16 protein-coding genes are annotated in these 23,510 nt (G+C 50.9%); 5 read left to right on the top strand and 11 right to left on the bottom strand.

The features are described from left to right. Positions 1-9 precede the first annotated feature (9 nt). The 3 genes from KZ498_RS05310 (at position 10) to KZ498_RS05300 (ending at position 3,473) form a co-directional block, all read left to right on the top strand. Positions 10-1,002: a transposase gene (locus tag KZ498_RS05310; RefSeq protein WP_312617451.1), complete on the top strand. Its 993-nt coding sequence runs from the start codon at positions 10-12 to the stop codon at positions 1,000-1,002. Between the two features lie 726 nt (positions 1,003-1,728). Further along, positions 1,729-2,400: a ribbon-helix-helix domain-containing protein gene (locus KZ498_RS05305; protein WP_312617450.1), complete on the top strand. Its 672-nt coding sequence runs from the start codon at positions 1,729-1,731 to the stop codon at positions 2,398-2,400. Next, positions 2,397-3,473, top strand: coding sequence for a tyrosine-type recombinase/integrase (locus tag KZ498_RS05300; protein ID WP_312617448.1), 1,077 nt, complete (start codon positions 2,397-2,399; stop codon positions 3,471-3,473). Before KZ498_RS05305 ends, KZ498_RS05300 begins: the two co-directional genes overlap by 4 nt. 790 nt (positions 3,474-4,263) lie before the next feature. On the opposite strand, the gene KZ498_RS05295 is transcribed toward KZ498_RS05300, so the two are convergent. The 6 genes from KZ498_RS05295 to KZ498_RS05270 all read right to left on the bottom strand — a co-directional run bounded on the left by KZ498_RS05295 (position 4,264) and on the right by KZ498_RS05270 (position 16,991). Next, positions 4,264-5,358, bottom strand: a complete 1,095-nt coding sequence (locus KZ498_RS05295; RefSeq protein ID WP_312617447.1) for a PD-(D/E)XK nuclease family protein — start codon at positions 5,356-5,358, stop codon at positions 4,264-4,266. Positions 5,359-5,413: 55 nt separating this feature from the next. Continuing rightward, entirely contained in the window at positions 5,414-5,701 is a 288-nt protein-coding gene (locus tag KZ498_RS05290) for a hypothetical protein (protein WP_312617446.1), read from the bottom strand. 861 nt (positions 5,702-6,562) lie between these two features. Continuing rightward, on the bottom strand, positions 6,563-10,192 hold the full coding sequence (locus KZ498_RS05285; protein WP_312617445.1) for a helicase-related protein: 3,630 nt from the start codon (positions 10,190-10,192) through the stop codon (positions 6,563-6,565). Then, positions 10,189-13,065: a DUF1156 domain-containing protein gene (locus KZ498_RS05280; RefSeq protein WP_312617443.1), complete on the bottom strand. Its 2,877-nt coding sequence runs from the start codon at positions 13,063-13,065 to the stop codon at positions 10,189-10,191. The genes KZ498_RS05285 and KZ498_RS05280 overlap by 4 nt, the downstream gene beginning before the upstream one ends. A gap of 15 nt (positions 13,066-13,080) precedes the next feature. Next, entirely contained in the window at positions 13,081-13,704 is a 624-nt protein-coding gene (locus KZ498_RS05275; RefSeq protein WP_312617441.1) for a hypothetical protein, read from the bottom strand. Next, entirely contained in the window at positions 13,704-16,991 is a 3,288-nt protein-coding gene (locus KZ498_RS05270; RefSeq protein WP_312617440.1) for a DUF499 domain-containing protein, read from the bottom strand. The genes KZ498_RS05275 and KZ498_RS05270 overlap by 1 nt, the downstream gene beginning before the upstream one ends. A 394-nt stretch (positions 16,992-17,385) precedes the next feature. Here KZ498_RS05270 and KZ498_RS05265 point away from each other — a divergent pair, with 394 nt between their 5' ends. Next, positions 17,386-17,898, top strand: coding sequence for a hypothetical protein (locus tag KZ498_RS05265; RefSeq protein ID WP_312617438.1), 513 nt, complete (start codon positions 17,386-17,388; stop codon positions 17,896-17,898). 176 nt (positions 17,899-18,074) lie between these two features. Here KZ498_RS05265 and KZ498_RS05260 read toward each other — a convergent pair whose 3' ends face one another. Together KZ498_RS05260 and KZ498_RS05255 are read right to left on the bottom strand one after the other, a co-directional pair. After that, the gene (locus KZ498_RS05260) at positions 18,075-19,736 is read right to left on the bottom strand and encodes a hypothetical protein (protein WP_312617436.1); all 1,662 of its coding nucleotides are present in this window, start codon (positions 19,734-19,736) and stop codon (positions 18,075-18,077) included. 182 nt (positions 19,737-19,918) lie between these two features. Then, positions 19,919-20,440, bottom strand: a complete 522-nt coding sequence (locus tag KZ498_RS05255) for a hypothetical protein (RefSeq protein WP_312617434.1) — start codon at positions 20,438-20,440, stop codon at positions 19,919-19,921. A gap of 264 nt (positions 20,441-20,704) precedes the next feature. Between KZ498_RS05255 and KZ498_RS05250 the strand changes: the two genes are divergently transcribed. Beyond that, on the top strand, positions 20,705-20,902 hold the full coding sequence (locus KZ498_RS05250) for a hypothetical protein (RefSeq protein WP_312617432.1): 198 nt from the start codon (positions 20,705-20,707) through the stop codon (positions 20,900-20,902). A 21-nt stretch (positions 20,903-20,923) separates the two neighbouring features. Here KZ498_RS05250 and KZ498_RS05245 read toward each other — a convergent pair whose 3' ends face one another. The 3 genes from KZ498_RS05245 to KZ498_RS05235 form a co-directional block, all read right to left on the bottom strand. Then, complete coding sequence (locus KZ498_RS05245; RefSeq protein ID WP_312617430.1) at positions 20,924-21,541, bottom strand: hypothetical protein; 618 nt, start codon at positions 21,539-21,541, stop codon at positions 20,924-20,926. A gap of 135 nt (positions 21,542-21,676) precedes the next feature. Next, a complete protein-coding gene (locus tag KZ498_RS05240; RefSeq protein WP_312617428.1) occupies positions 21,677-22,399 on the bottom strand; it encodes a hypothetical protein in 723 nt (240 codons plus the stop codon). Beyond that, positions 22,353-23,507, bottom strand: coding sequence for a hypothetical protein (locus KZ498_RS05235; protein ID WP_312617427.1), 1,155 nt, complete (start codon positions 23,505-23,507; stop codon positions 22,353-22,355). The genes KZ498_RS05240 and KZ498_RS05235 overlap by 47 nt, the downstream gene beginning before the upstream one ends. Positions 23,508-23,510: the final 3 nt, after the last annotated feature.

Here is a 23,510-nt window from a genome sequence, read left to right as displayed (position 1 = left end):
TGAGGTGGTATGGACTCAGCGACCCTGCAAAATGATCCTTCGGTAGAGTCGTTCTTCAATGTCGTGGAGACAGAGACGCTTGCGTTGTTTGAGCATCTTTCCTTCGAATTTCTCGAAGAGTTCGATGTGTTCGCCCCGACCGAGACGGGGCGAACACGAGAGTACGAACCCCCGGAGCTGATGCGTGGCTTCCTACACTGCTATTACAAGGATATCTACGGGATTCGTCCTGTTGCAAGAGAGCTGCACAACACGGTTATCTGGCTTGGCTGTGGCTTTGATTCACCGCCATCCAGAGATGCGGTTGATCGCTTTCTCACCGATCTTGAACACGTCGTCGACGACATATTCGATCGGTTCGTCGAGCAGGCCGTGGCGGGCGGCCTGCTCGACTTGACCTACTGCATCGATTCGACCGATGTAAGGGCGATGCCCGGCGATCCAGACGCGTCGAAATACTATGATCCAACCGCTGAGGTGTACTATTACGGGTACGGTTGTACGACCGTCTCGACTGGATCAAAAATCCCGATTGCAGCGGAGTTCACTGAGAGCAAACAAGCACCAGAGGAGACGGCGATGCGCGTCACACGTGACGCGCTCGCCGTCGAACAACCGATTTGGATGATTGGTGACAGTGCCTACGACACGCTCGACTGGCACGACCACCTGCTGGCCGCAGGGGTCGTGCCAGTCGCTCCGTACAATCCGCGAAACACTGACGACCCGAAAAACATCGAGTACCGGGTCGAAGACCGCATCGAGGAACACAGCGAGGACGTTCAGCTGAAGCAATCGACGCTAGACGAAACATATAATCGCCGCACAGGAGTTGAACGAACCAACGAATCAGTGAAGGACTGCGGCCTCGGGCGTGCGTTCGCCCGAGGCCGCGTCCACGCACGAGCACAGGTGTTCCTCGCACTGTGTTTTCGCTTTGTCATCGCTATCACCAACTACGAACGCGGAGACAATCCGGGGAGCACGATCATCACGGTGTGAGAAGAGTTCTATGACACCCACTGCTTAATGATTGTATATATGATATGTATTTTCGGAAATGAAATTCTTATTAGAAAAGAAGCATCTTGGGACAGAAATGCATCTCTCTATGTTTGGGTTGTTGTTTGGTTGCCCTGCAAAATACAACCGAACTGCGTCATGTACCTCGGAATTATACCAACCCCAACCAACAAGTGTTGATAGAAGCCCAAACTAATATTTGGAAATACAACCCAACTCAATATATCATCCAAATCATCAAAATATATCTCCATAATGTTCAATCCTTAATTATATTATCCAATATCGACAACAGTTAGCCGCAATTCGATAAGAGAACATCTGGATGCGATCGGCGGAAGGCCGAGCTACTGGCCTTTCGTAAGGAAGAGGTCGAGACTGTCGGGCTGACTCTGGTACGAGATACCCGGCAGCCTCGAACACGGACACGACAGAGCGTGCCCAATCCACTATTGGGCCCCATTCGTGTAATCGTTTCCGCTGTGTCTCAATCCGTTACAGCGGGAAGCCCACAATAACCATCGAAAATGCCAAAATCCGAACCAGGAAACGACCTGAATCATAAGACGATCCGAAAAACCACCGAGAGGCTCCGGGTATCATTAGTTGAACCAATTGCCCCTGAAGAAGGACTCAATCAATACCGGCTGTGGCGTTGCACAGAAGGTCAATATCCCCATTCTCAGTGGGCCCAGCTGAGTATAGATGGGCATCAACAGCCTCAAGATTGCGATGGCATCTGCGTATCGCTGCCAGAACGGCATGCATCGTACACCACCAACTGCGAGCCTTCCCGCGTGGGGTGCAGGAATGAGTAACAAGCAAGACTCCGAGGCAGAAGAGGATGAAGTAGAATTCATCCGTCGCAACATCTCAATGCCACAATCGCTTGCGGACAAACTTGACGATCTCGCTGACCAACACTATGGAGGAAACGTTAGTCACCTAGTCAGAGCGAGTGTTAGTGATCATGAGCGCACACTCAACGACGAGGGACTCCTCGCATTGGAATTGATTCGTAGTGATCTCTCCACCAACATTAAACAAACCAATAATATACTGGAGATATTGCAAGAGGTTCTCGAAGAATCGGAGCACATTGAGGCTCAGCTTGATTCCGGGAAGCCACTCCAGAAGTCCATCAACAAGCAAAGTGCAGAGGCATGTGCGTGGGATATCCGCAATCATCTCAATCAAGCCGACTCGCCAGCATCCGCTGAGGCCCTCACACGTGAGCTAGAGCAGTCACAAAAAGAGGTCAGGGATGGACTTGAAACACTCCTTGATCTCAGTATAGTGGAGCCAGTAAATCCGGATTCAAAGAACCCGCAGTACCAGCTAATGACAACGACATCAACCACACCAACCAATCCATGAACAATCAGAACGACAACCCGGACGAACGGTACGGGTCAGTTGACCCAGCAGTCGTTGAAAATGACAATGAATTCGACATTGAGACAAATGATGGAGGATTCATCTCCACAGATCCGTTCAATATCGATAACGAATGGGCGCAAAAATATCTTGAACAGTGTCTACTTGACGGTTTAACACAGGGTACTATCAGCGTTTACGAGAGTAGACTTGAGCATTTCATAGACTGTATGGAATTTGCTCGCGAAACTTCAATTCAGAACGTGGATAAAGTAGATGTACAGTGGTTCTACCATCACTGTGTTCATCACCGTGAACTCAGTGAAGGCACCCTAAAGAACTACAAATCAGTAATTAAAATGTTTTATATATTCTTGGAACTCCAAGATGAGATAAATCCGACACTGAGTGGAGTCATAATTGAAAATGGGCTTACTAAACAGCTCCTCTCGAAAGCGAAGAATCCGATTGAAAGAGAGGCTATTTCTCGGGATGAAGTAGTGAAACTTTTCGCCCACGCAACGTGTCCGCGCAATGAATTGATACTTCAATATCTCTACGAAACAGCTGGAAGAAACTCAGATATTAGGAACCTCAGAGTGAATAATATTTATCTTGACAACCTTATTGTAGAATTCACCAATTCCAAGGGTGGTAAGGATTATTCGGTTCCCATCCGAAAGGAATTGGCCTTACGCACTGAACACTGGATCGATTCGGGACGTCAAACATACCAAAACTGGGACAAGCACGACTACCTGTTTCCATCTCAAGTTGGAGGGGGATTAAGTAAGGAACGCTTGAGAGAAATCGTATCCGAGGCAGCGGAGGCTGCGGGTATTCAGGCAGTTCTAGGTCAGATAGCTAACGGCCAAGGTGAGACGCGAGATTTTCATCGTGTGACGCCACACACCCTTCGACACTCGATTTTAACACATTTGAAGGACTCCGTCCAAGACTCCGACCGACAGAGGCTCTCAGGACACGAAGACTTGAAGACTCTCAAGAGATATACTCACTCCGACAATAAACCTGCATTTGACCTGCTCCGTGACAAAATCAACCAAATCTAACTGGTTTTCTCTCACCCCCTATTTGTAGTTTAACGTGGAAGCCCGATGTAATCCTGCCCATCTGGAGCAATTCTCATAGAGTATCTTATCATTGTTGTCCTTCACACCTTTATTTTCCGGAGTGATTTTTGAGATGTGGATTCAATACACACGCTGCACCGCCGTTTGAGGAAACAAGTGTGCAGCATGTGTACTGAATCCACACTAGCGGCCACTATGGGACATTTTGTCGAGTAGTAGTGAAATACGACGCATTGGCTATGTTTTGGAAGATAGCCAAGACACGAATGTCAGAGCGAACGCCCACGCAATGTGGATACTGGTACTAACAATCCCATCCGTTTGCGTAATTGCCAGATCTCATTGATTGTTTCTTCCAAGTGCTGCGGTTGGCTGGGTGAGAGGCGAGCCCAGACCGTGTCGTCGCCAAAGTAGCGATTCACTATTCTTTCGAGATTAACGTGCTGGAACCCTCGTAAACTTGGTTGGTTGAACGAAGATTGCAAGAGTCTAGTTCGAAGTAGTGGGACTGTATCGGTCGTGGATGTGACTAGCGTCTGCTCGGAGTACTGTCGTTGTTCAAGCTCTCTACACAATCCCCGAAGCACCACTTCCTCTACAGCGTTATTTTCGCTTTCATCGGTTTTTGTTTCGACAACCCGCTTTTTATTGGCGTCGCCAAGTCCCCACCCAACAATCCGCTGGTCGCCATCTTCAGAAGTAGTTTTGAGAACCAAGATACACCACGTCCGTCGTGTATTATCCGGAATCGGGAACAACGATCGGTGAGTCATATTAGTACCTCGGACTGTTCAGATTCCGTGAATGAATAGACAGAACCTGGCCCACGGCCCATCGACTGGCACTCCGGACACTCCAGTGGTTCATCTGGGATTCCATCTGGTGTCAATGCAGTCCACTCATATGTGGTGCCACAACTGTAACATTGCCAGTCGAATACAGGATATTCCGAGGCAAGTTCCGGATATTCATGCGCGAGTGTCGGGGTCAACTTCACCCCCTCATCTTGGTAGCTCTTTATATGATCAATGACTGCATGACGTGGATAATTTTGTAGTGGTAGAAATCCTTTTGCTGAGGAATCGGCAAAACGACCATCAGTCTTCCCGCAGCGCACTTGATAAGAGCAAAAGTCACATTCCCAGTCTTGTTTTGGGGTAGCAGGGGGAAGTCGATCTTCAACCCGATACTGGCTGTGGGCAGCTGCCCAGCTAAGGACGGTCTCTCTCCAAAAGTATGGATCAAATTCAACATGAAATACCCGAAGATTGAGCGTTGTTCTAGATCCGTAGATAATGAGTGCATCTCTAAGAGTTCGATCATATTTTTCAGTCAACCCATACATGTAGGCGTGGGTCTGTGCGAGATGCCGGTTACTCGGCTCATCCAAGTATTCTAATGACTTTTTGCTCTTGACTTCCGTCAACAAAAGAGGAATACTCTCCGAGTCAACGATAACGGGATCAGTTTCTCCTCGAATACGTAGTTCTAGACTTTCAGCATCTATCGTGAAATCAATCCACATTGAGTTCCGTATGTACTGATTCGCACCGACAATTGACTGGAGGAAAGGTACTACAAGATCAGTCTCGAATTTGCTTCCGAACCAGAAAATTCCTTCCGAATTGTCAGTCTCTTCGGGAGCGTTCAGTTGTCGGTAGTAGATTTTCCGGTGGCATTGGAGAAACTGGCTTGGACTGTGCTTGGTTTCCGGCGAGATATTGCTCGGGCCATTGAAATACGGCTGACCATTTCGAATATTCTCCGCGAACTCTTTCTCCTTGTACCATTCCCGGAAAGCGTCTCCCGAAACCAAGTCCGTGAGTTCGTTTACCCCGCTGGATTCGCCCTTACTATCGTTCATCACCGATACTTGTGAGGAGTTATAATAAAATCATGAACCGCATGTTGTTCCCCGGTTACTCGAAGTCTCTCGCAAGAAGCAGATGAATCGCAGGAATAGCGATGGCTGCCATGACTGCGAGAGCTTCCGCATTCGGGCCAGGAGACACGATTTGACGATCGCGATTGTAGGCGATTACGCTCCCCTCACGAAGGTCTGGGAGGTGATGCTGGACGAGATTTGTATAGACCGTCCGATACTCGTCGTTAGCAACTGCATGGATCGAAACTCCCTGTTCAACAGCTGCAATCTGTTTCGCCAGTTCACGAACTGTAATAGTCTCATCAGGGTCAAGATACGTCATACACCAAACCACCTGCCGTCGGCGTTTCGACCGAAGAAGGTGGAACCCCTTCGAGAGGTTCTCACCAAACGATCCATCTGTGGGATCAAAGTGTGGAGTGACAGGTGGCGTCACTCTTCAATCCCTCTATACGGGACAGCACAGCGTTCATTACACAGGTCAACGATAGTTTTCATGGGTTGATCAGATCCTACTGTGAAACCCAGGGCAGGTGTCTCAGCACCTGTCCACCTTTCATGGGGTGTGTCTAGGTTTCAACAATTCCTACTGCGAAGTGGAGATATAAAAAGCCAAAGACCAGAAAGAAACCCGGTGACGAGTACGTCGCTAAAGGCTACTACATCTGGAACAACGAACCCGAACTCAATGACGATGGAGATTTCTATCAGAAGCTAATCCTGACGGAGCCAGTCGATTACAAGTATTATGCCGTCAACGACGGGGAACGAATACATGTCGCAGGGAGATGCGTTACTTCAAAGCTCTATGGAGAAAAGCAGTTCCTCAACCAGATACAAGTCAGACCAGCGCTTGCATCATCCCCCCGAGAACTTGTTGAACGGTTCAACCTCAGGGTGTCGGAGTAGATTTGGTCAAAGACGACGACGGCCAGTATTGGGCTGTCGATATCAACCTCGCAGCTGGTGGCAGACCAGAATACTATTTGCAGATTTCTCGTTACAGACGCTCACACTTTGGAAAGATATGGGAGGTGATCGAGGAACTGCACCACTTACTATCAAGACTGAACAAAGGGTGGAAAACGCCGGGAGCTGTTCCTATCATCTAACATGGTAGAAATACACACTCAATGGGAGATAACCACTCTCGACGGCTTCGACGAGTACTCCACTCAGACGACTATTCGTCCGCTGACGTGCCAACAGTAAGCCATTCCAGAACAGTTTGTTCTGCGCCATCAACGCTCTCAAGAGATCCTCCACCAAGCAGATTAGTGACAGACTCATTCTTCGTCGCCGGAGCCACAACGTCCGCATCCTCAATCTCGATACCACTCTCTCCGATGGTGACCTCAGCCGTACCGCCACGACCCCGACCATAGACCATTTCCACTGTAGACGCTTCACCAGCTGCGGCAATCCCCACCAACACCTCATACAGCGGATCACCGGGGAGCACTAGTCGAATCGAGGGGTACTCTTCAGCCACAGAGGGCAGGAATGTCACGACAACACCATCTGCCCCACCCAGTTCTTCCTGGGCTGTTTCTGCTATCGAGTCCGGCACAGCAACCAAGTCCCAGTCCGGGACACTCAGCACATACGCCCCATCTGCAACCCCCTCGTACTCCTCAGCACGGTCGTGATTCCGAAGTGCAGTAAACAACCACTCCGCCTCCTCGACCCGGCTACTCTGTGTCAACAGCGACTCAATCGTCTCCACAGACACTACAGGGTCATACGCCCGGTCATCTCCACCAATATTCACCAGGGCCGGATGCCGACGCTTTTCCCACCCATCGAGCCCTGAGCTCTCGATGATTTCCTCACGAGTTGCCGCGGAGTCGCTCTCGTCTTCAAGCCCGGTTTCTTCGGCTTTCTCTTTGGCTTGTTTCGCCTGTGAATCCGCTTCAGCCACCACCTGCTCGGTCGCATCAGACTCGTTGTCGCCACCCATTACCGCCTGCTTGATATCGCTCTCAATGCTGTTGAGCACGGGCCGCATCGGCCCGACGACGTTCTCGAACAACTCCAAGCGCTCCTCCAGCTCCTCGTAGATGTCGCCATCAATACTGTCTTTGTAGGCGTAGTTGATGATCTGCACCACCTCGTTCTTCTGGCCGATTCGGTCAATCCGACCAATACGCTGCTCAACACGCATCGGATTCCACGGCAGATCGAAGTTGATTAACGCATCAGCCGTCTGGAGATTCAGCCCTTCACTCGCGCTGTCGGTACAGATGAGGATGTTCGTCTCTCCGTTCGTGAAGTCGCGCTTGATTGCCTCCTTCCCGACCTCTCTCCACGAATCCGTTTCCTCGTCATATTGCTTCCCGCCCCCGCCACTGTAGGTGCCGACGTGCGGGTGGGTATCGGTCAGTGTTCGTCGGATGTGGTCGAGCGTATCGTGGTACTGTGTGAAGATGATGATGTTGTCACGGGCAACTTGGCGGAGCCCGCGAATATCTCGCCTGAGTTGCGCGATTTTCGGGTCGGTGTGTGCTTGGGTCAGATCATCGACGAAGTCTCGAAGCGCCTCTCGTTCGGCTTGGATTACGTTCGCGGCATGGCTGCCAGTCGGCTGGTAGCCGTCGAGTGATTCAGTCCCGACCACTTCGTCAATCGTTGCTTCAGTAACACCAGTGTCTTCGCTCAAATCCGAGACCTCCTCGGTCATGTCCTCGACTTCCTGGTCGAGTTTCTCCATCCTGCGCTGTAGACTCTGCTGGATCGCGTGTAGACTGCTCGTGAGGCGCTGCCGGTAAGTGGTCATCACGAACCCCAGCGCCAGCTTCTCTTTGCCGGTGAGTACCTTCTGAGACTGCTTGTACGTCTCGTCGATGTACTCCTCGACCTTGTCGTAGAGTGCTTCCGCCTCACCGAGCTCGATACGCTTCGTCTCCACCGACCGTGTTGGGACTGTATCCGTCAGCAAATTGAGTTCCTGGCACTTCTCGAGCACCGCCCGAGTATTCCGGAAGATACGCGACTGAACGGGTGTTGCCCACTCTGTCGCTGAAACCAACGCACCCCACGATTCTGGCCCACAATTGAACATCAATGACCGTGGGTCGTCGAACCGGGAAGAGGTATCACGCACACCGACGAGCTTCTCTAGCGCCTTCTTTTGTTGCAGTGATGCAGTGTCTGTTTCATCCACTAATCGCTCTGCACGCTCGCCGTACCCGGGGTTAGTCGTGATGTGGTCGTGCAGCAATTGACCGAACCGCTTCAAGCGGGCTATCCCCTCATTGTCTTCCAAATCTAATTCCTTTCGAAGCTGTTTGAGAACCTGTTGCCGTCCGTCTGAAACCGTCGTATAGTTCTCCCCAACGGTGGCGAGACTATTTTGAAGCGCACGGCGAGTCTCGAAGAACTGGACGAACCGTTCCTTGTTGTCCCACGAATCCGGGAGGCCACAGAGTCGGAGGAGGTCGTAGAGCTCGCCGACGTTCAGTTGCATCGGCGTCGCTGTGAGTGCATACAGGCACTCGGATACCGACTCGACTTCTCCAAGCAGCTCGTAGAGCTTCGTTCCTTCACGAGCGCTGTGGGCTTCGTCCACGACGGTCAGATCCCAGGCCGTGTCTCGTGTCGATGGAGCGACGTGTTGCTGGTTGGAGTCCATCCGGGCTGTGTGCCAGGACTCGATGATGACAGTCGAGTGGTCTCGGCTCTCGACGAACCCTCCGAACGGGGTGTCTTCCCAATCGTCAGCGTCTACATGCCCATCGATTTTGATTCCATGATCGTTTGGCCCACCAAGCGGCCCGACGAGGTAGTCCCCGTCGTAGCGGCGGTCGTGGTAGTAGGCGTGAATGTTGAACCGGTTGAGGAGTTCGTCTTGCCACTGCTGGACGAGCCCGGCTGGAACGAGGAAAAGTGCTGAATCGACATCGCCGGTGTGCATGAGGCGTGAGAGTGTGAGTCCGGCTTCGATGGTCTTGCCGAGCCCCACTTCGTCGCAGAACAACAGGTTGTTCGGGTGGATGCTCACTGCGGTGTCAGAGATCGTTCGCTGGTGTGGCCACGGTGTGACCGTACTGACATCCTCTGCGAGGTGGAGTCCGCCAGGAGTGCGGCCTGCTACGGAGACGACATCTGCTGTGTCTGCTTCTGTGAGCGTGGTCTGGGGTGAGTGCTCACGGACGTTCTGGATGTGGTCTTCGAGGTCGCCATCAGTGTCTTTCCATTTGATAAGGTCTTGACGAGCAGCTTCGTCGAGCTCGTAGACATTGACGGATGGATGGAAGCCGTTCCACAGTGCGTTGAAGGTGGATACGTCTTCTTCGACGTACTTGGCTTCCCCTCGGTTCCAAGAACGATGGACTTTGAAACGCTCGTAATTGTACTGCCAAGCGCTTAGCGTTTCGTTGACGCTGCCTTCGAAGCTGACCTTATTCCCGTCTCGGTCAACACCAATGCCCAATTTGGGATGGAAGAGACCATCACCGGATTTCGGGTCACCAACTTTGATTTGTAAATCTCCTCGGTCGAGGAGGGTGGCGATGATGGTGAGTTGTGACTCCACCCAGGATTCAAGCGGTTCATCTGCGTCAGGGAACATTGCGCCCTTTTCGCGTTGTTGGAGGTCAGCGCCGGCAATGACACGGACGGTACCGTCGGTTTCTAACAGAGAGTCTACGCCTTCAAGTGCGTGAGCGAGGCTGCGAAGGCTGAGGTATCCCGCTAGTCGATCATAGCGGATGACCTCCTCGAGGAACGGGCGGTAAAAGGTATCCATCAACGTCTGACCGCCACTAAACCCACTCTCGTAGACCGGTTCCCACGATACGTCCTGAAGCGTCATTCTGTGTGATCTGTAAGCGAACTCTGTCGTTCAATCCCAGACATATCGATGTGATCGAGATTGATGTCCAAGTAATCGCCTGTCTCACCAGATACGAGATTGACAAGCGTATTGTACATCCCAGTATCCGATGGGAGAACTTCTAGAAGAGCAGTAACGGTAACCTCAAATGCACTATCGGATTTTAGGCCTCGTTCAGTAAGCCACTCCCACGCTGCATTCGCGCCCTCACGGTCATAGACATGCAGTGCGGCATGGACGGTATCGATTGTGTAGGTGAACCGTTCGTCAGTTGGGTCAACAGGGTACTTCCGAGTGGATGGGTTGTCTGCGCTTTCGCTGCGGAGCATGACAATATCCTGAACTCGATCGGTGTGGTCTTTTAATTGGATTTCACCACTTCTCTTGCCCCAGATCTTTGTTGAGCGTTTGATTTTGTCAATATCTATCCCAACACCAACGCCAAGCTGTCTTCCTTCGTCGTAAGGGAGCGTATCGTTTTCATATATGAGCCAACAGAGGACATACCAACGAGTTAGTTCATCCAATTCGTCGAGTCCTTCTGTTTCCAAGTACCGCTCTGAGAGAACCCCTGTGACAGCATTTCTAGCCGTAGACAACGCCTCCCGGGGACGAATTGAGTCGCCCTTCTTATTCACGACTGGGTACGACTCAGTGTACTGCTGGAGAGTCGGGCCGTAAGCTGAAATGATAGTGTCAATCTTTGATATGCTATGTCCTGAATTGAGGGCGTTTTCGGCCTCCTGCTTCGCAGTAGTTCGGATATCTGATTCGACGTCCTCCCAAAGTGTTGTCTCTTCGTTTCCTCCCTCTCCCGTTTTCCGCCCGACAAGAAGAATCGAACTGTCTGCACTTGCTTTCTCTTGAAGAGTTACTCGGTCAGCCATCTCCGTCTTGATGGGGTGGGTCGCCGTAATTGTGAACCCTGCATTGATGAACGCTGTTGTGAGGGTATCCCAGGCTTCCATTTCTCGGTGGGTGAACATGACCGTGATGACTCCGCCCGCACTGAGGAGATCATGGATTTCTGAGAAGATGTCACTCATCTTCTCTTCATAATATTTGTCCGAGAGTTCCTTCTTCGACTGCTCTTCATCAACCAATTCATCAAACCGAGCGGGATTTGCTACCGCTTCGTCACTTTTGTTCGTTAGTTTAGAGTCGAAGAGTTCAGGGTGGATATCCTCAAGATACTGTTTTTGAAGGACATAGAACAAATCGGAGAGTTCTGCGTATTGAACGCTACTATAGTAAGGCGGATCAACGACGGCTACATCAACACTTTCGGGTTCCCAAGTTTCGGTGAGGGTGGCTGCGTCTTGACAGGCGATATTAGCTGGCCCACCTTCTGGAAGGTATGTGACTAGCTTTTCGTACGCTTCAATGACGTTCTCACATCGTGTGTAGTAGCCCTTTCGTGGTGCAGATAAGTTGTTATCGACTGCCATCTTCTTGAAGGAGTAATTATTCTCTGAGAAAATGTAACCACCAACTCCTCGGCGATCACGCCAGGAAGAAAGACGGCTACTACGAGTAATTGACCTACTTGCACCAAATGCAAGAATCGTCAAGATGGCTTCCGCTGTTTGTTCACTGTATTCCTCCCGTATCTCGGGAGCATAGTGCTGATACGCCCGGAGATATTCATAATGGACAACAAGCTGTCTCGGGGTAAAGATGTCCCGCCACTCCGCCATTCCGTATGCTGTTGGGTCATTGAGTCTACTACTGACCTCAATTGGTTCACTAAGAAAGTCTAGTAGTGCGAAGTCAGACTCAATCCGTTCTAATGCTTTCTGCATCCCCTGTTGATCTATTTCATCCCCTGCACGGAAGCCCCACTCGCCCTGTGAAGTCTCATAGTTGACGCCATAGATACTGTACTCAAACTCGTCACTACGAATCCGTTCTCTCACTTCATCACTTTCCGTGACCACTCCACAGTGCGGGCATTCTGCATCGCCTTGTGTCACTGGGGCCTCATCTGGATCGTAATCGTCGTCAGTTTCTTCGACGAGAACGTGTTCATACTCGACTTCACCGTTTTCGTAAATTGGACGAATTGCATCGCCACCCTCGGGAGTAGTATGCAACCACCATTTCATTACCAGCGGGATTTTTCCACCACAGGAATCGCAGCGGATTAAGTACGTGAATGCAGAGTTCAGAATTCGCCGATCGTCTTCTTTAGTTGGATAGTATGGGTCAACATTCTCCCTCGCTTTCTCATCAATCTTCTTACACCAACTAGTAATATCTGGCTCTAACGATCCAACGTCATGAGCATATTCAAGACCAACCTTTGTTATTAGCGCCGGGATTGGGTTGAGTTCATTTGCCTTTGTATCCATCCCGTATCGCATTGCTTCGAATGGTATGATTCCGCGGCCTGCTGTCGGGTCGAGAACTGTGGGGCCATCACCGCCCCAACCATCATTAAGAGTTTTGTGTAATTCCTTGATTTGAGCCTCTGTTGGCGACTGTGTGTTTGGATTGGGATATCCATAGTGGTCATCAAGTGTACCATTCCCCTTCGATTCCGTAAACTTCCCTTCAACGTACTCCGCAATGTTCGAATCCAGTGCTTTCGGCCCAATCTGCATCAGGTTCAAGAGTTGGTCTGAGTCAATCTCACCGGGGTAGACAGACGCGAGAATGGCAAGTCGGGCAGCCGGTGTAGGGCGAGCAGCAAACCACTTATGAAGGCCACGGATTGGATGCCCACGAGGAGGAGTGATATCCTTTTGACTTTCAATGTCAATAGCTGTGAGCGGCAATTGTGACTCAATCGCCACTTTTTCTGGCGCGTTCGATTCCTTTTCATTAACTTCGTCAGGCGTTTGCTCAGACATGAATTGTGACTCGTCTTACTCGATGTGTCCAGCCAGCAGTACTCGGAGTGCTTTCGATCCGTTCGGTGAGGTTGGTGAACGGGCTTTGGCGTGCCAGTAGTAGCATTCACCAAGACTCATCTGATCGATTCCCTGGGCGATTTCGCGAAGTCGATCACGTCTTTGAACGGGCTTCATAGCTCGGAACGCAATCGATAATCGAACTCCTGCTGCCTCGGGCAGACTTACACTGGCGGGTTCACCAGTACACACAATTTCGGAGTCAAACCCCGCTTCTCGGAACGTCGATTCAATAAGATAGCTGGCCTCGTTGAATCCGGCTCCGCGTAGCGTCGCTATCTTAATTGCACACCATCCATCCCAATCGTACGCTACCTCATCCTCAGACCCGACCAGATCGGATGGCGACTCGCCACCATTGATTGACTCCTTTAGGTCACAAATCGTGATGTTGACCGACTTCTTCGCCCGAGCAAACCGATCTTTTCGAGCAGTAGCAATGTCTTCTGGAGCGAGTTCGTACAGCGTAATTTCATGGTGATCCTCAACCCGGTCGCGTGTAAGGATGAACGTCGGCCTGTTGCCGTACACACCGGTTGTGTAGGCGAACGACTCCCCCTCTGCGACACCATGCGACATTACTGGCTCCCTCCACTAGTGCCTTCGACACGAATGTGTGCCTGCATTGTGACGGTGAACGCGTTGTCCACGGCAAGCAATTCATCGAGTGAATCGAACGTCTCGCCGTACAGCGGACGATCATCCTCGTCAAACTCGATGTCGAAGTCGGCCTCTGCCGTTCGCCCACCACCTGAACTCGACAGATCTTCAGGTTCCATATTGAACCGAAGGTGATCGGCAAACACGTCCGGCCTACCGTCGAATTCTACCTCGAATTCGGAATATTCATCCGCGCCATCGTTTGCGGTATACTCGAACTCCATCCCAGTCACATCACTGAATTCGTCCGAGTCTCCGAGCTTGTTCGCTGTAAACCAAGCGCCCTTCCACCCATCAGCACCGTCAATCCGAATCCAGACACCTTCAACAACGGGTGTGAGTTCGTCCGGGTGGCCGCGGTAATCCTCTTCTGCTTCGGTCAGTGCATCTGCGATATCCGCCCGCATCTCCTGGAGTGCACGAGAAACGTGGACGGGATCGGACGTCTCGACTTCAATCAGGCGACTGAAGGACTCGTCGTCGTCCTCAGTTTTCTTCTCAGGCTCGTCGCCACCAGTGTCGGTCGTACTACCGGTCGATTTTCCGTCTGTCTCGTCAGATTCGTCCTCTTCCTCCCAGTCAATTTCATCGCCTACATCCTCGACCAGTTCATCGATGGAAGTGTAAACTGTGTGGGTCTGAGAGAGCTTCACGCTCTGGTATTTCAGGCCATCAGAGATATTCTTCGCATCAGCGAGATCGTGGTCACTGCGAGTAATCGAGGCCCCCTCTGTGTAGTAGCCAGTGTCGTTGTCTCCGTCCCAGTAGGCGTAGTTCTCCTCTGAAACGAGGCGCGCGATCGTCTTTCGCAGCGGGATTGGTGACAGCAGAATTTCGGCGTCTCGGCGCTGTCCAAACTGTTCCTCAAGTGACCGCGTCGTCATGGAATCCGCACCAACGTTCCAAATTGTCGCCTCGAACCAGTCAACCCCGTACGCATCTTCACCTTCGGGGATGATTGCACCTGCCTCATCCAGCTTGTCGATAACACTCTGGTGGATCGTGCTATCTGTCGTGATACGACGGTGCGAGAGTCCGTCTTCAGATGGGAAGTACAAATGGGTGTAGGCTTTCTTGACGTCCTGATCGAGCGTCCCTTTGGCACTGTCAAGCCGTTCAGCGAGTTTGTCTTGTTGTTCGGAATTCAGCTCGTATTGGTCGCCAAGATGATTCTGGATATGCTTGATGGCAGCAACGCGTTCGGCGGTACGCTCTGCATCAGTTACATCATTAGCACTCGCTGCCAGGAAGAGAATGTTATTCTTGTACACGCGCGGCGTTTTCTGACCACCTCTTGAGGACGCTGTGTTGTTGAACAGCGCTTCGATGGCTTCGGGGACATCCTCTGGGTCAGTGATGCTGACTGTATCGAAGTCCATCACGCAGAGATGTGCTTCGTCAGCAGTATCGGGGATCTCGTGTGGTTCCTCCGGCCCAACAATCACATTGAGGCTCCCTTGCCCGAGTGCAGAATCAAGAGCTTCCTCAAGATGCCGGCGTGAGAGGCCGTCCTGTAATTGTTCGACGACGGAATCAATGAGCTTCGTCAGATTTGGTTCGGACTTGAACTGAATCTTCTCACCGTTATCGCCGTGCAGATAGAAGCACGCGGACTTACGTCCCTCACCAAGGAGATTGTTGAGTGCATCATCGTAGTGGGCAAGCTCAACGTTGGTGTTGGCGATGGCATGACGGAGAGGGCGCCGTGTTGTTCCACGCCCGTCGGCACCCTTGACGATGCTTCGCCACAGAATGGTGGTCGTCAGCTGAGTTCCGATTGGCGGGTGGCCCTTCTTCGTCCATTTCCGGTCTTCTTCCTCGGCGTTCGCAGTTCCATCTTCGGAGTAAATGTCTGCCTTGATGGCCGCCTCGAAGTCCATATCGACGGAACCGAACAGTCGAAGCAGCGTGGAGCGGACGTCGCCGTCCGACGGGTGTAAATCAAACAATCGAACGTAGTGCCGGTTCTGTTGTTGATCGCGTTGTTGCCAAAGACGATAGATACCTCGGGACAGGAGCTTCAACGCACCTCGTGTTCGCTGGAACGAGGGAAGAGAATCCAGCTCCTCAGTGAGCGTATCAATGACCGTCGGATGTATCGGGTAGCTCTCTTTGAGTTGCTCGCGATGCTCTGCGTTGGATGCACTGCTAGGGAAGGAACTCTGATCGCCATTGTAGAACGACGAGTAGGCGTCTACGGTCGAACCGCGGGCGTCGGGGTCGATATCCTCGAATAATCGGTGGCGAAGGACAGCTGCGACTTCGTCGTCTTCAGTTGGTGTGATGGAGCCTTCAGTCCGGTCAGTGATGCTATTTGATTCAGCGATTACTTCTGAGACAAGCCCGCGGACATCCTCTGCCTGGTCGGCGAAGGCAGTATCTGCGATACTGAGAACGACAGTGATATCGTCGGTGTTCTGAGTCGCCGAGAGCAGCGACATCAGGAAGGTATTCGTCTGCTTGGCAAGCGTTGAGTTACCAACCTCAACAGCGGCAGCCTGCTCCAGGTATGCTGCCATCTCGTCAATGAGGATTAGTGACGGGTCAGAATGACGTTCGAAGAGGCGTTCAAGCTTGTTGCTACCTGGGGGAGAACGGCTTTCGTCGTTTTCCCGGAGGAATTCATAGCCTTCACGCCCAAAGAGTTGATACGCCATTTCACCCCACATCGTCTTCGTTGCGGGAGCATCTGGGTCGTCATAGTTCGAACGTGCTTCTTGCGCGCCGATGTGGGTGCCGACGAAGACCGCGGTGTTGACGTCGAGCCCAAGGGCCGCGGCGTCAGTATATGCATCCGCGATATCTTGATCTTTGAGGAAGTCTGAAAGGTCGGGAACGGAGTCTGGTGATTCTGCGAGGTGATAGGCAGCGATCTGATTATGGGTTTTGCCGCCCCCGAAGCTGGTGTCAAGCCGGAGAATCCCGTTAGTTCCGCTGTATTCATTGTTGTGGGCCGAAACAAACCGGGTAGTGAGTCTGCTGAGAAGGTCTTGTAGGCCGTCTGTAGGGTATGTTTTTTCGAAGAAGAGTTGCGGGTCTGCGTAGACGTCGGGGGCATCGGTGCTGTGGGCGACGTCAGCGAGACTTGCGGCGAACTGGTCTTCGGCTAATTCGCCAATAAGAACGTCTTGGCGAGGGCTGCAAGCGTCAAAGATTGATGGTGGCTGTCCGGTCGATTTTGTGGTGTTGGAGGTGGTATCGCTCATTGATTTACTGTTTGTCGGTCTTTGATGAGGGGTTTGCTAATGGAATCCATTGATAGAGTCTTGTTCGCCCTTTATTTCTTCGAAGTGCTCTTTTGTCCATTCTTGAACTCTATTGGGAGGTGTATACCATTATTTAGCGTGATGATATTCATTCCCTAATCCGCTCATGCTCAGTCTACTGTCTGTAATCAGATAATGCACTTAAGACTACGGTAGATTTTGTCTGGTTACCTTCCGAACAGACACTAATTGCGGAAATAGCGGAAACCGGGCCTTCCACTTAACACCGTGAGACAAAAGAGTCTATCAGAACCCTGACTAATATCACTCCACCTACACTATCATTGGAATCTGCGCTATCGTTATTACTACCGAGTCTTGACTATGAATCGTAATGTCTCACACATATCTCACCCTTCCCTCAGAATCTCCCTCTGTTGGTCGTGAATATTCGATTCCCTACGAACGGAATGTCGACTTTGACCTTACGACGTTTCCTGACGCAGAAACGTTTGCTGACCTCTGTGACCGTCATGAGTTGACAGACACGTACACGCTTGACGAAGTAACGCGTGATGGTATCCACACACGGTACTGGCACTGGTATAACGACCAGGTGCTCATGATCACGTGTGTAAACCCCATTACTGGCGATAAGATGCATTCGTCTGGGGAATTCGTTCTTGAAGAACCAGGCTATGCGTCCTATGTAATGCTCAAGGGCAGTTCAGATGCCGTGATCGACCTCTATGAGGATCTTGTCACGAATGCAGCCCATATCAAAGGTGGTGAGGTTCACGAGGATTGCATCGGCGCAGACGGTGCCCGTCTCGAATGTGAAGACCGCTATCCTGAGAAACTCCAACAATTTCGAGATGCCGAATTCGGCACACCACGTCTCGAATAATGATGGTTCGAGAGGAACGTCGTCTTGACGAACATCGCTCCACGTACATCTGTAACCGTGATTATATATAAACAAAGGAGAAGCACTGATTCCCCTACCCCGTGAACAGGCTTGTGAAGCCAATCTGTCTTCGGCTATTTACCCAAACTAAATAGAGATTATTATTGGGTCAGCCTCTACGGAAGAGTATAGAGCACACGATCGTCGTCGTGTTCGATGAGTTTGTAGAACTCTAAGTCAGTCAAGAACCGCACTCCCTGTTTCTCGATGTATGATGGAACCACATTTGAGACAACGAACTTCTTCACCCCCAAATCAACCCAATCATCCCCCACCGTATGATGCTCCCTCCCACCAGATCCCTCTTGGACTTGGGAATGGAAACGATCCCCAGCATCAAGATCAACCCATGAATCAACAATTTCCGGAAATGGAGTCCCCTCAGGACTCCGGCCAGAATCGCTACTCACCTCATTGAATATTTTGAGATCAAACTTCTGGTTGAGTATCTGCACACCCTCTTCAGAGTTCAGGTGTATGGGCGGGAGTAGATACTTAACCTCGATGAAGATAAGCGAGTCATCAACTCTGCATAACAGATTGATTTCTCGTGAATCTCGATTCGGGAGTTTGGCGTTGTGGTAACACTCAATCCCATTATCCTTGAGGAACTCATAGAGATTCCGCTCATACACCTCACCCCGATCACCAGTGATTCCAGTGAGAATCTCGTGCCCTGATGGATCTTCTCCGTTTTTCAGAAGTGGGAAGATTTGGAACTTCAACAGCCGGGTGTAAAATCGGGGGTAGAACACCTTGGGAACGTGTTCTCTCCGATACCGGTTATTACTGATACGCCTGCTCTGTTCGACTTCCAGCTCGAATAAAAACGGGTGAGCATCCAAATTGTTCTTACTGACGATTACCTGATCCTGCACATCCTTCCAAGCGTCACCGAATGCCAGTTCCCCACACTGATCAACCTCCGCCCGATCTAGTACGGTAGCGTAGCCTTCTTCGTGCATTCTGGTGTGTTGTTCGGATGTGAATCGGTTATCAAGTGCATCGATGAACGTCTCAATATCGAAAATCGTCACGTCGCTAGGGAGTCTCGTCGCATAGATGTTCCCCACCATCTCATCGGTCGAGGCCATCAATCGAAGTTGAAGTATGAATTGATACCATGCATCCCCAAACTCCCAGTTGGTCTCCACATCGCCCACATCTGTCTTATCGACTGATCTCAGTACATCTGCGACATACGAGTAATCCTCGTAGTGATCCGGGTCGCCACAGAGGATGCTTTTAACGCATCGTTCGAAGCACAGTCCATATTCTGATTGGTGGAGTGAGTAGTCCGATGCGAAGTTCGACCATTCACCGGTGAAGTCATCGTTTTTTATGCAGATACTGAATTGCTCACGAGCGTCCCGGTATGCGGAAACAACGGTTGTATAGGCGTCCTTCAGCACCTCAAGTTCACTGTCAGAGTCGAACGGTAGCGATAGTTGTTCCTCTCCAAAATCGTTCTTCTGGTAGATTGACCGAATGATGTACGCTAAGTACCCGAAATCAGAGACGGGCATTCCATTCTCGCTGAAGAAGACGTTCGCAATCTGGTTTAGTTGTGTGAGCGAAGCTAAAATGAGGTTGGCCTTGCTGTAGTCCTCAACAAGAACGAGAATATTTTTGTCTGTGAGGTAATCCTCTAGCAACCATTCCGTCTTCGCTCGAACAACATGAGTCCCCTCAACAGGAAGCCCAGCACATCTTGGGCAGTAGAGCGAGCTATCGTCCCGAGACGCGCAGAGAAGACGACCGCAATCCTCACAGGGCATACAATTTGCTATATCAACAGCGGTATATTAACTCCTGTCTGTGCGACCAAGATCAAGAACATAAGATTCGTAGAAGATTAATTATCAGAGATACAGAACGAGACCAGCACCGATCAGGAACAAAACTAGCATCAAAACAACAATCCAATCGGGAAGGTCTTCGAGTGGGTCTTCGTTAGCCATTATAACAGCCCTCCTTCACCTAGGAATCCATCACTATCGTCACGAACTTCTGATGGGTCTTTCCCGAAATGCTCCGACTGCTTGTGGATGAAGTGTACCTCACTTTGATTCATGCCAACTGTCCCCATCCCCCCGTACTCGTTCTGTATTTCTCGCCATCTACCTTTGTCTGAGAGACCGCACGCAACCGCAACCACGCATGGGTATTCTTTCCTGTAGGTGTCTATTTGCCCTTTTAGTTCGTATACTCGGTTATTTGTTAAATTGTACTTCAACTCTATCCCAACCTCTTCACCCACTGCAACATCGGCTCTTGATTTTCCGTGTTCCACGCGGACTGGGAATTGCTCACCAGAACTGCCGCCAAGCCCTACATGCATGTCTGCGTTGTCGGATTCATTCAGTCGCTCATCTAAGTAATTCTGTAGCTCATCTTGGAATCCACTTTCGTCGTCGTGATCTCCAGGAACCCACTCTTCGATACACTTGACAACCTCGCTAGAGACACCTCCACCGATCATATACCATTTCTATGCTGGTTTGTTATAAAATATCTGCTGTCCGAAAGATCACCGTTGAGGCGGTCAGTACAAACAGACTCCCAAACTGAATATCGTCATAGCCGTTCGAGCGGTGGACGTCGTCGTAAATCAGGGTACCTCGGTTCACTATGAATATGGGGCATTAGTCACTCACCCCTCAGTGTGAGTGGGTCAAAATCAAGACACGCCCCTCGTTGTGAGTGGTGGGGTGTTCTAAGTGATAGGGGTAAGCTACTATTGAGCATGGACGACGATCTCGACGTTGACGAAGAAGCGAGGGAAATCATTAAACAGTCAGTCGAGATGGGTGACCCTGGTGCGAAGTCCCCACCGGAAGGACAAACGTGTGCTCGGTGCGAGAAAGATGCAGTCCCCGGGCCGGGCGACGAGTGGCTCTGTGAGGAACACCAACGGGAGTTCTTCGAGGAACGACACGGCTGAGTAGCCCACTAGCTCCCAACACTACTGCCACGGATTCTTCATGAAACTCCACTTGCCCTCCGACACATCTGTTCCTGGGTGTGGATACTTCCGATACTGCTCCAACGACTCCGGTATTTTACCCAGCGAATCAGGGTGGCGCTGACGGACGCTGATGGCATGACCCACATCAATTGGCTCCCCTCCTTGCCAGTCGTGCCTCTGTTTATACGTAGCGAATAGTTCGTTCATAACATCCCAATCCAGAGACTCCTCATCGAAATGCTGTGGGCCGAGCCACGCGACAGAATAATCCGCAGAGACATAGTCATAGGTCACCTTCCGGAGATCCTTGTCCTTGTTCCGGTGCTGGACTTCGATGACGAGTCCTGTTCCAAAGTATCGGTTCCTTGAATCGAACTCGAGAAGCACATCAGCTGTCCGACGGTCAGGCCCATCAGGGGTAAACGCCACATCTACGTCTTCTTCGACGCCATACCGGTAGGCCATCGTCCCAAATTGCTCCTTCAGTGCTGCTAGCGCAAGGGCCTTGCAGCGGTGATGAACATCAGATTCACCAGCGTACTCACAGCCACCAACGATGTCAACATTCTCGTGGTAGAAGTGACGGGCAACATTATCCCCTCCGCGTGGATACATTGCTCCTCCACATTCAGGACAACGGACTGCTTGACCATCGTCTACAACGCTCGGTGCAACAACCTCTCCATCTAAGATTGCACGAAATGGCATTTTGAAGTAGTATCCTACACTCCGAGGAGAGTTGACCGTCTGTTAATACTCGTCCTCATCGTTGTTATTTCCCTCCCCGCCCCCGTTCTCCAATACAGAATACTGCATCGTCAGGACGTAGTATAGAACCCCCACTATCAACACCACGACAAGCAGAAGGAACCCGATCTGAATCCAATACCCAAGCGTAACGAACAACAAAATACCTCCTGCCGAGAGCATCAGAATACCAGCTACCAGCGCAGAAAGAGCATATCGGAGCCGACGGCCCTTGGCCCTCATCACTTTGATATTGTTCTCGATGTTCTTCGAGTAGCTCTTTGTGACAAGTCCTGGATAGTCCTCCTCAGCAACTCCCCCTTCATTCAGAGCGTCTGCAAGTTCCACCCTCAAGCCGAACCCAGCTGTCGTACTCAGGATGCATAAGGCAGCAAAAATGAGGGAGACAATCAGTGCCGAAACTCCCGTTCCTACCGCGATGATTATTGGAAGATATTCTATGGTCAGATCCACAGAGACCTGCGATGAGAATACCGAAACGCCTGTAAAAAGCACACCAAGCAAAATCCCCACCAGTCGCGCTACCCTCCAAGCCTTCGTGTCGAAGTTTTCAATCGCAGACAACTGACTGTCTAGCATCTCTTGATACCGATCAGCCAAATCCTCCTTCACAGAAAATCTGCTTCCACCCACTGTTCGGGTGTCTCCGTCCATCGTATCAGAACTCTCCGAGTTCCGGTTGTGTGAGGTCTTCTCGAGGCTCATCAGGCCCATTCGACGTATCTGCTTTCACCAACTCTTGGAGTTCTCCACTCTCCATTTCAACTGTGTTTTCGCAATGCCACTCAGCGAAGAGATGGGCTAGGTCTGAATGTTCACTCCGGTCACTGAGTGTGTCGTTGTACTCTCTACGCTTGTCTCGTAGATTCCGGAACTTCACGTAGTACTCACCATCTGCGATTTTATCAGCAGTCTCGGCAACACACATGTACTCCAGCGTGTTGTCTACCCAATCTTCGTGCACACCGCCATCTGGAATATAGTCTCGGTTCAGCCGCTCTGTAAGGTCACTTACATTGACGACCAAGTCGAGGATCTTCGTCGGATCTCTCCGCTGCCAGACTATTCGCTGGTCATCATCTAACAGGTCGTAGAGCACCGTATGCCAGATATAGCACGCAAGATACAGTGGCGGTGGCTCACTGTTGAATAACACCCCGGTCGCCTTCCGGTCGTAGAAAACTTCTGCTGGAATGTCGATATTCTTGAACGTACCTCCCTCCATCGACATCCGAGTACTCATCTGAAGGGAATCGGGTAGGGCGTCATCCCCGAAGTTATCTCCTACCATCGAGGCCCTCTGGAACTGGTACTTCGGGTTAGTATCCTGATCGATGTACTGGTAGCTCAACAACACCAGATTTGACTCTACATCCAATTGACTCTCGTCGAGTGCATTCCTAACACGGAGTTTCTCGGTTTGGAAGTTATCTCCGTTAATTAGCAGCGCGATGTCGTGCTTCGAAGGGGCAACCCGATCACCGTTTCCAGCATGAAACTGTAGGTCTTGATCGTATTGTTCTAGCTCGGTGAGCCGGGATTCGAATTGGGTCTCGACCGATGGTAGTTTCTGGTTTACATCAAATACGATGCCATAGTCTTTGTTGAACAGTACCGAGAAGCTAGGTTCTAACGGGGTATTTGAATCATCGGGAAAATAAGCCGGAAAACGGTCGAAATGGAACATATCGTTGTGATCGTATTGTTCGGTGAGGAAATGTTCCCAGCTGGAGACGACGTCGACGTATTGGTCGTATCTCCGAAAGTTCTCGAAGATATCATCGACGCACTCTCGGTACTCTTCCTCACCCATGTG

It is taken from the genome of Haloarcula sp. 1CSR25-25 (genome assembly GCF_032027985.1).
In the GTDB taxonomy this organism is placed as follows: Archaea; Halobacteriota; Halobacteria; order Halobacteriales; family Haloarculaceae; genus Haloarcula.
The sequence above is the reverse complement of the archived record's forward strand: the minus strand, read 5'-3'. Positions and strand labels throughout refer to the sequence as shown.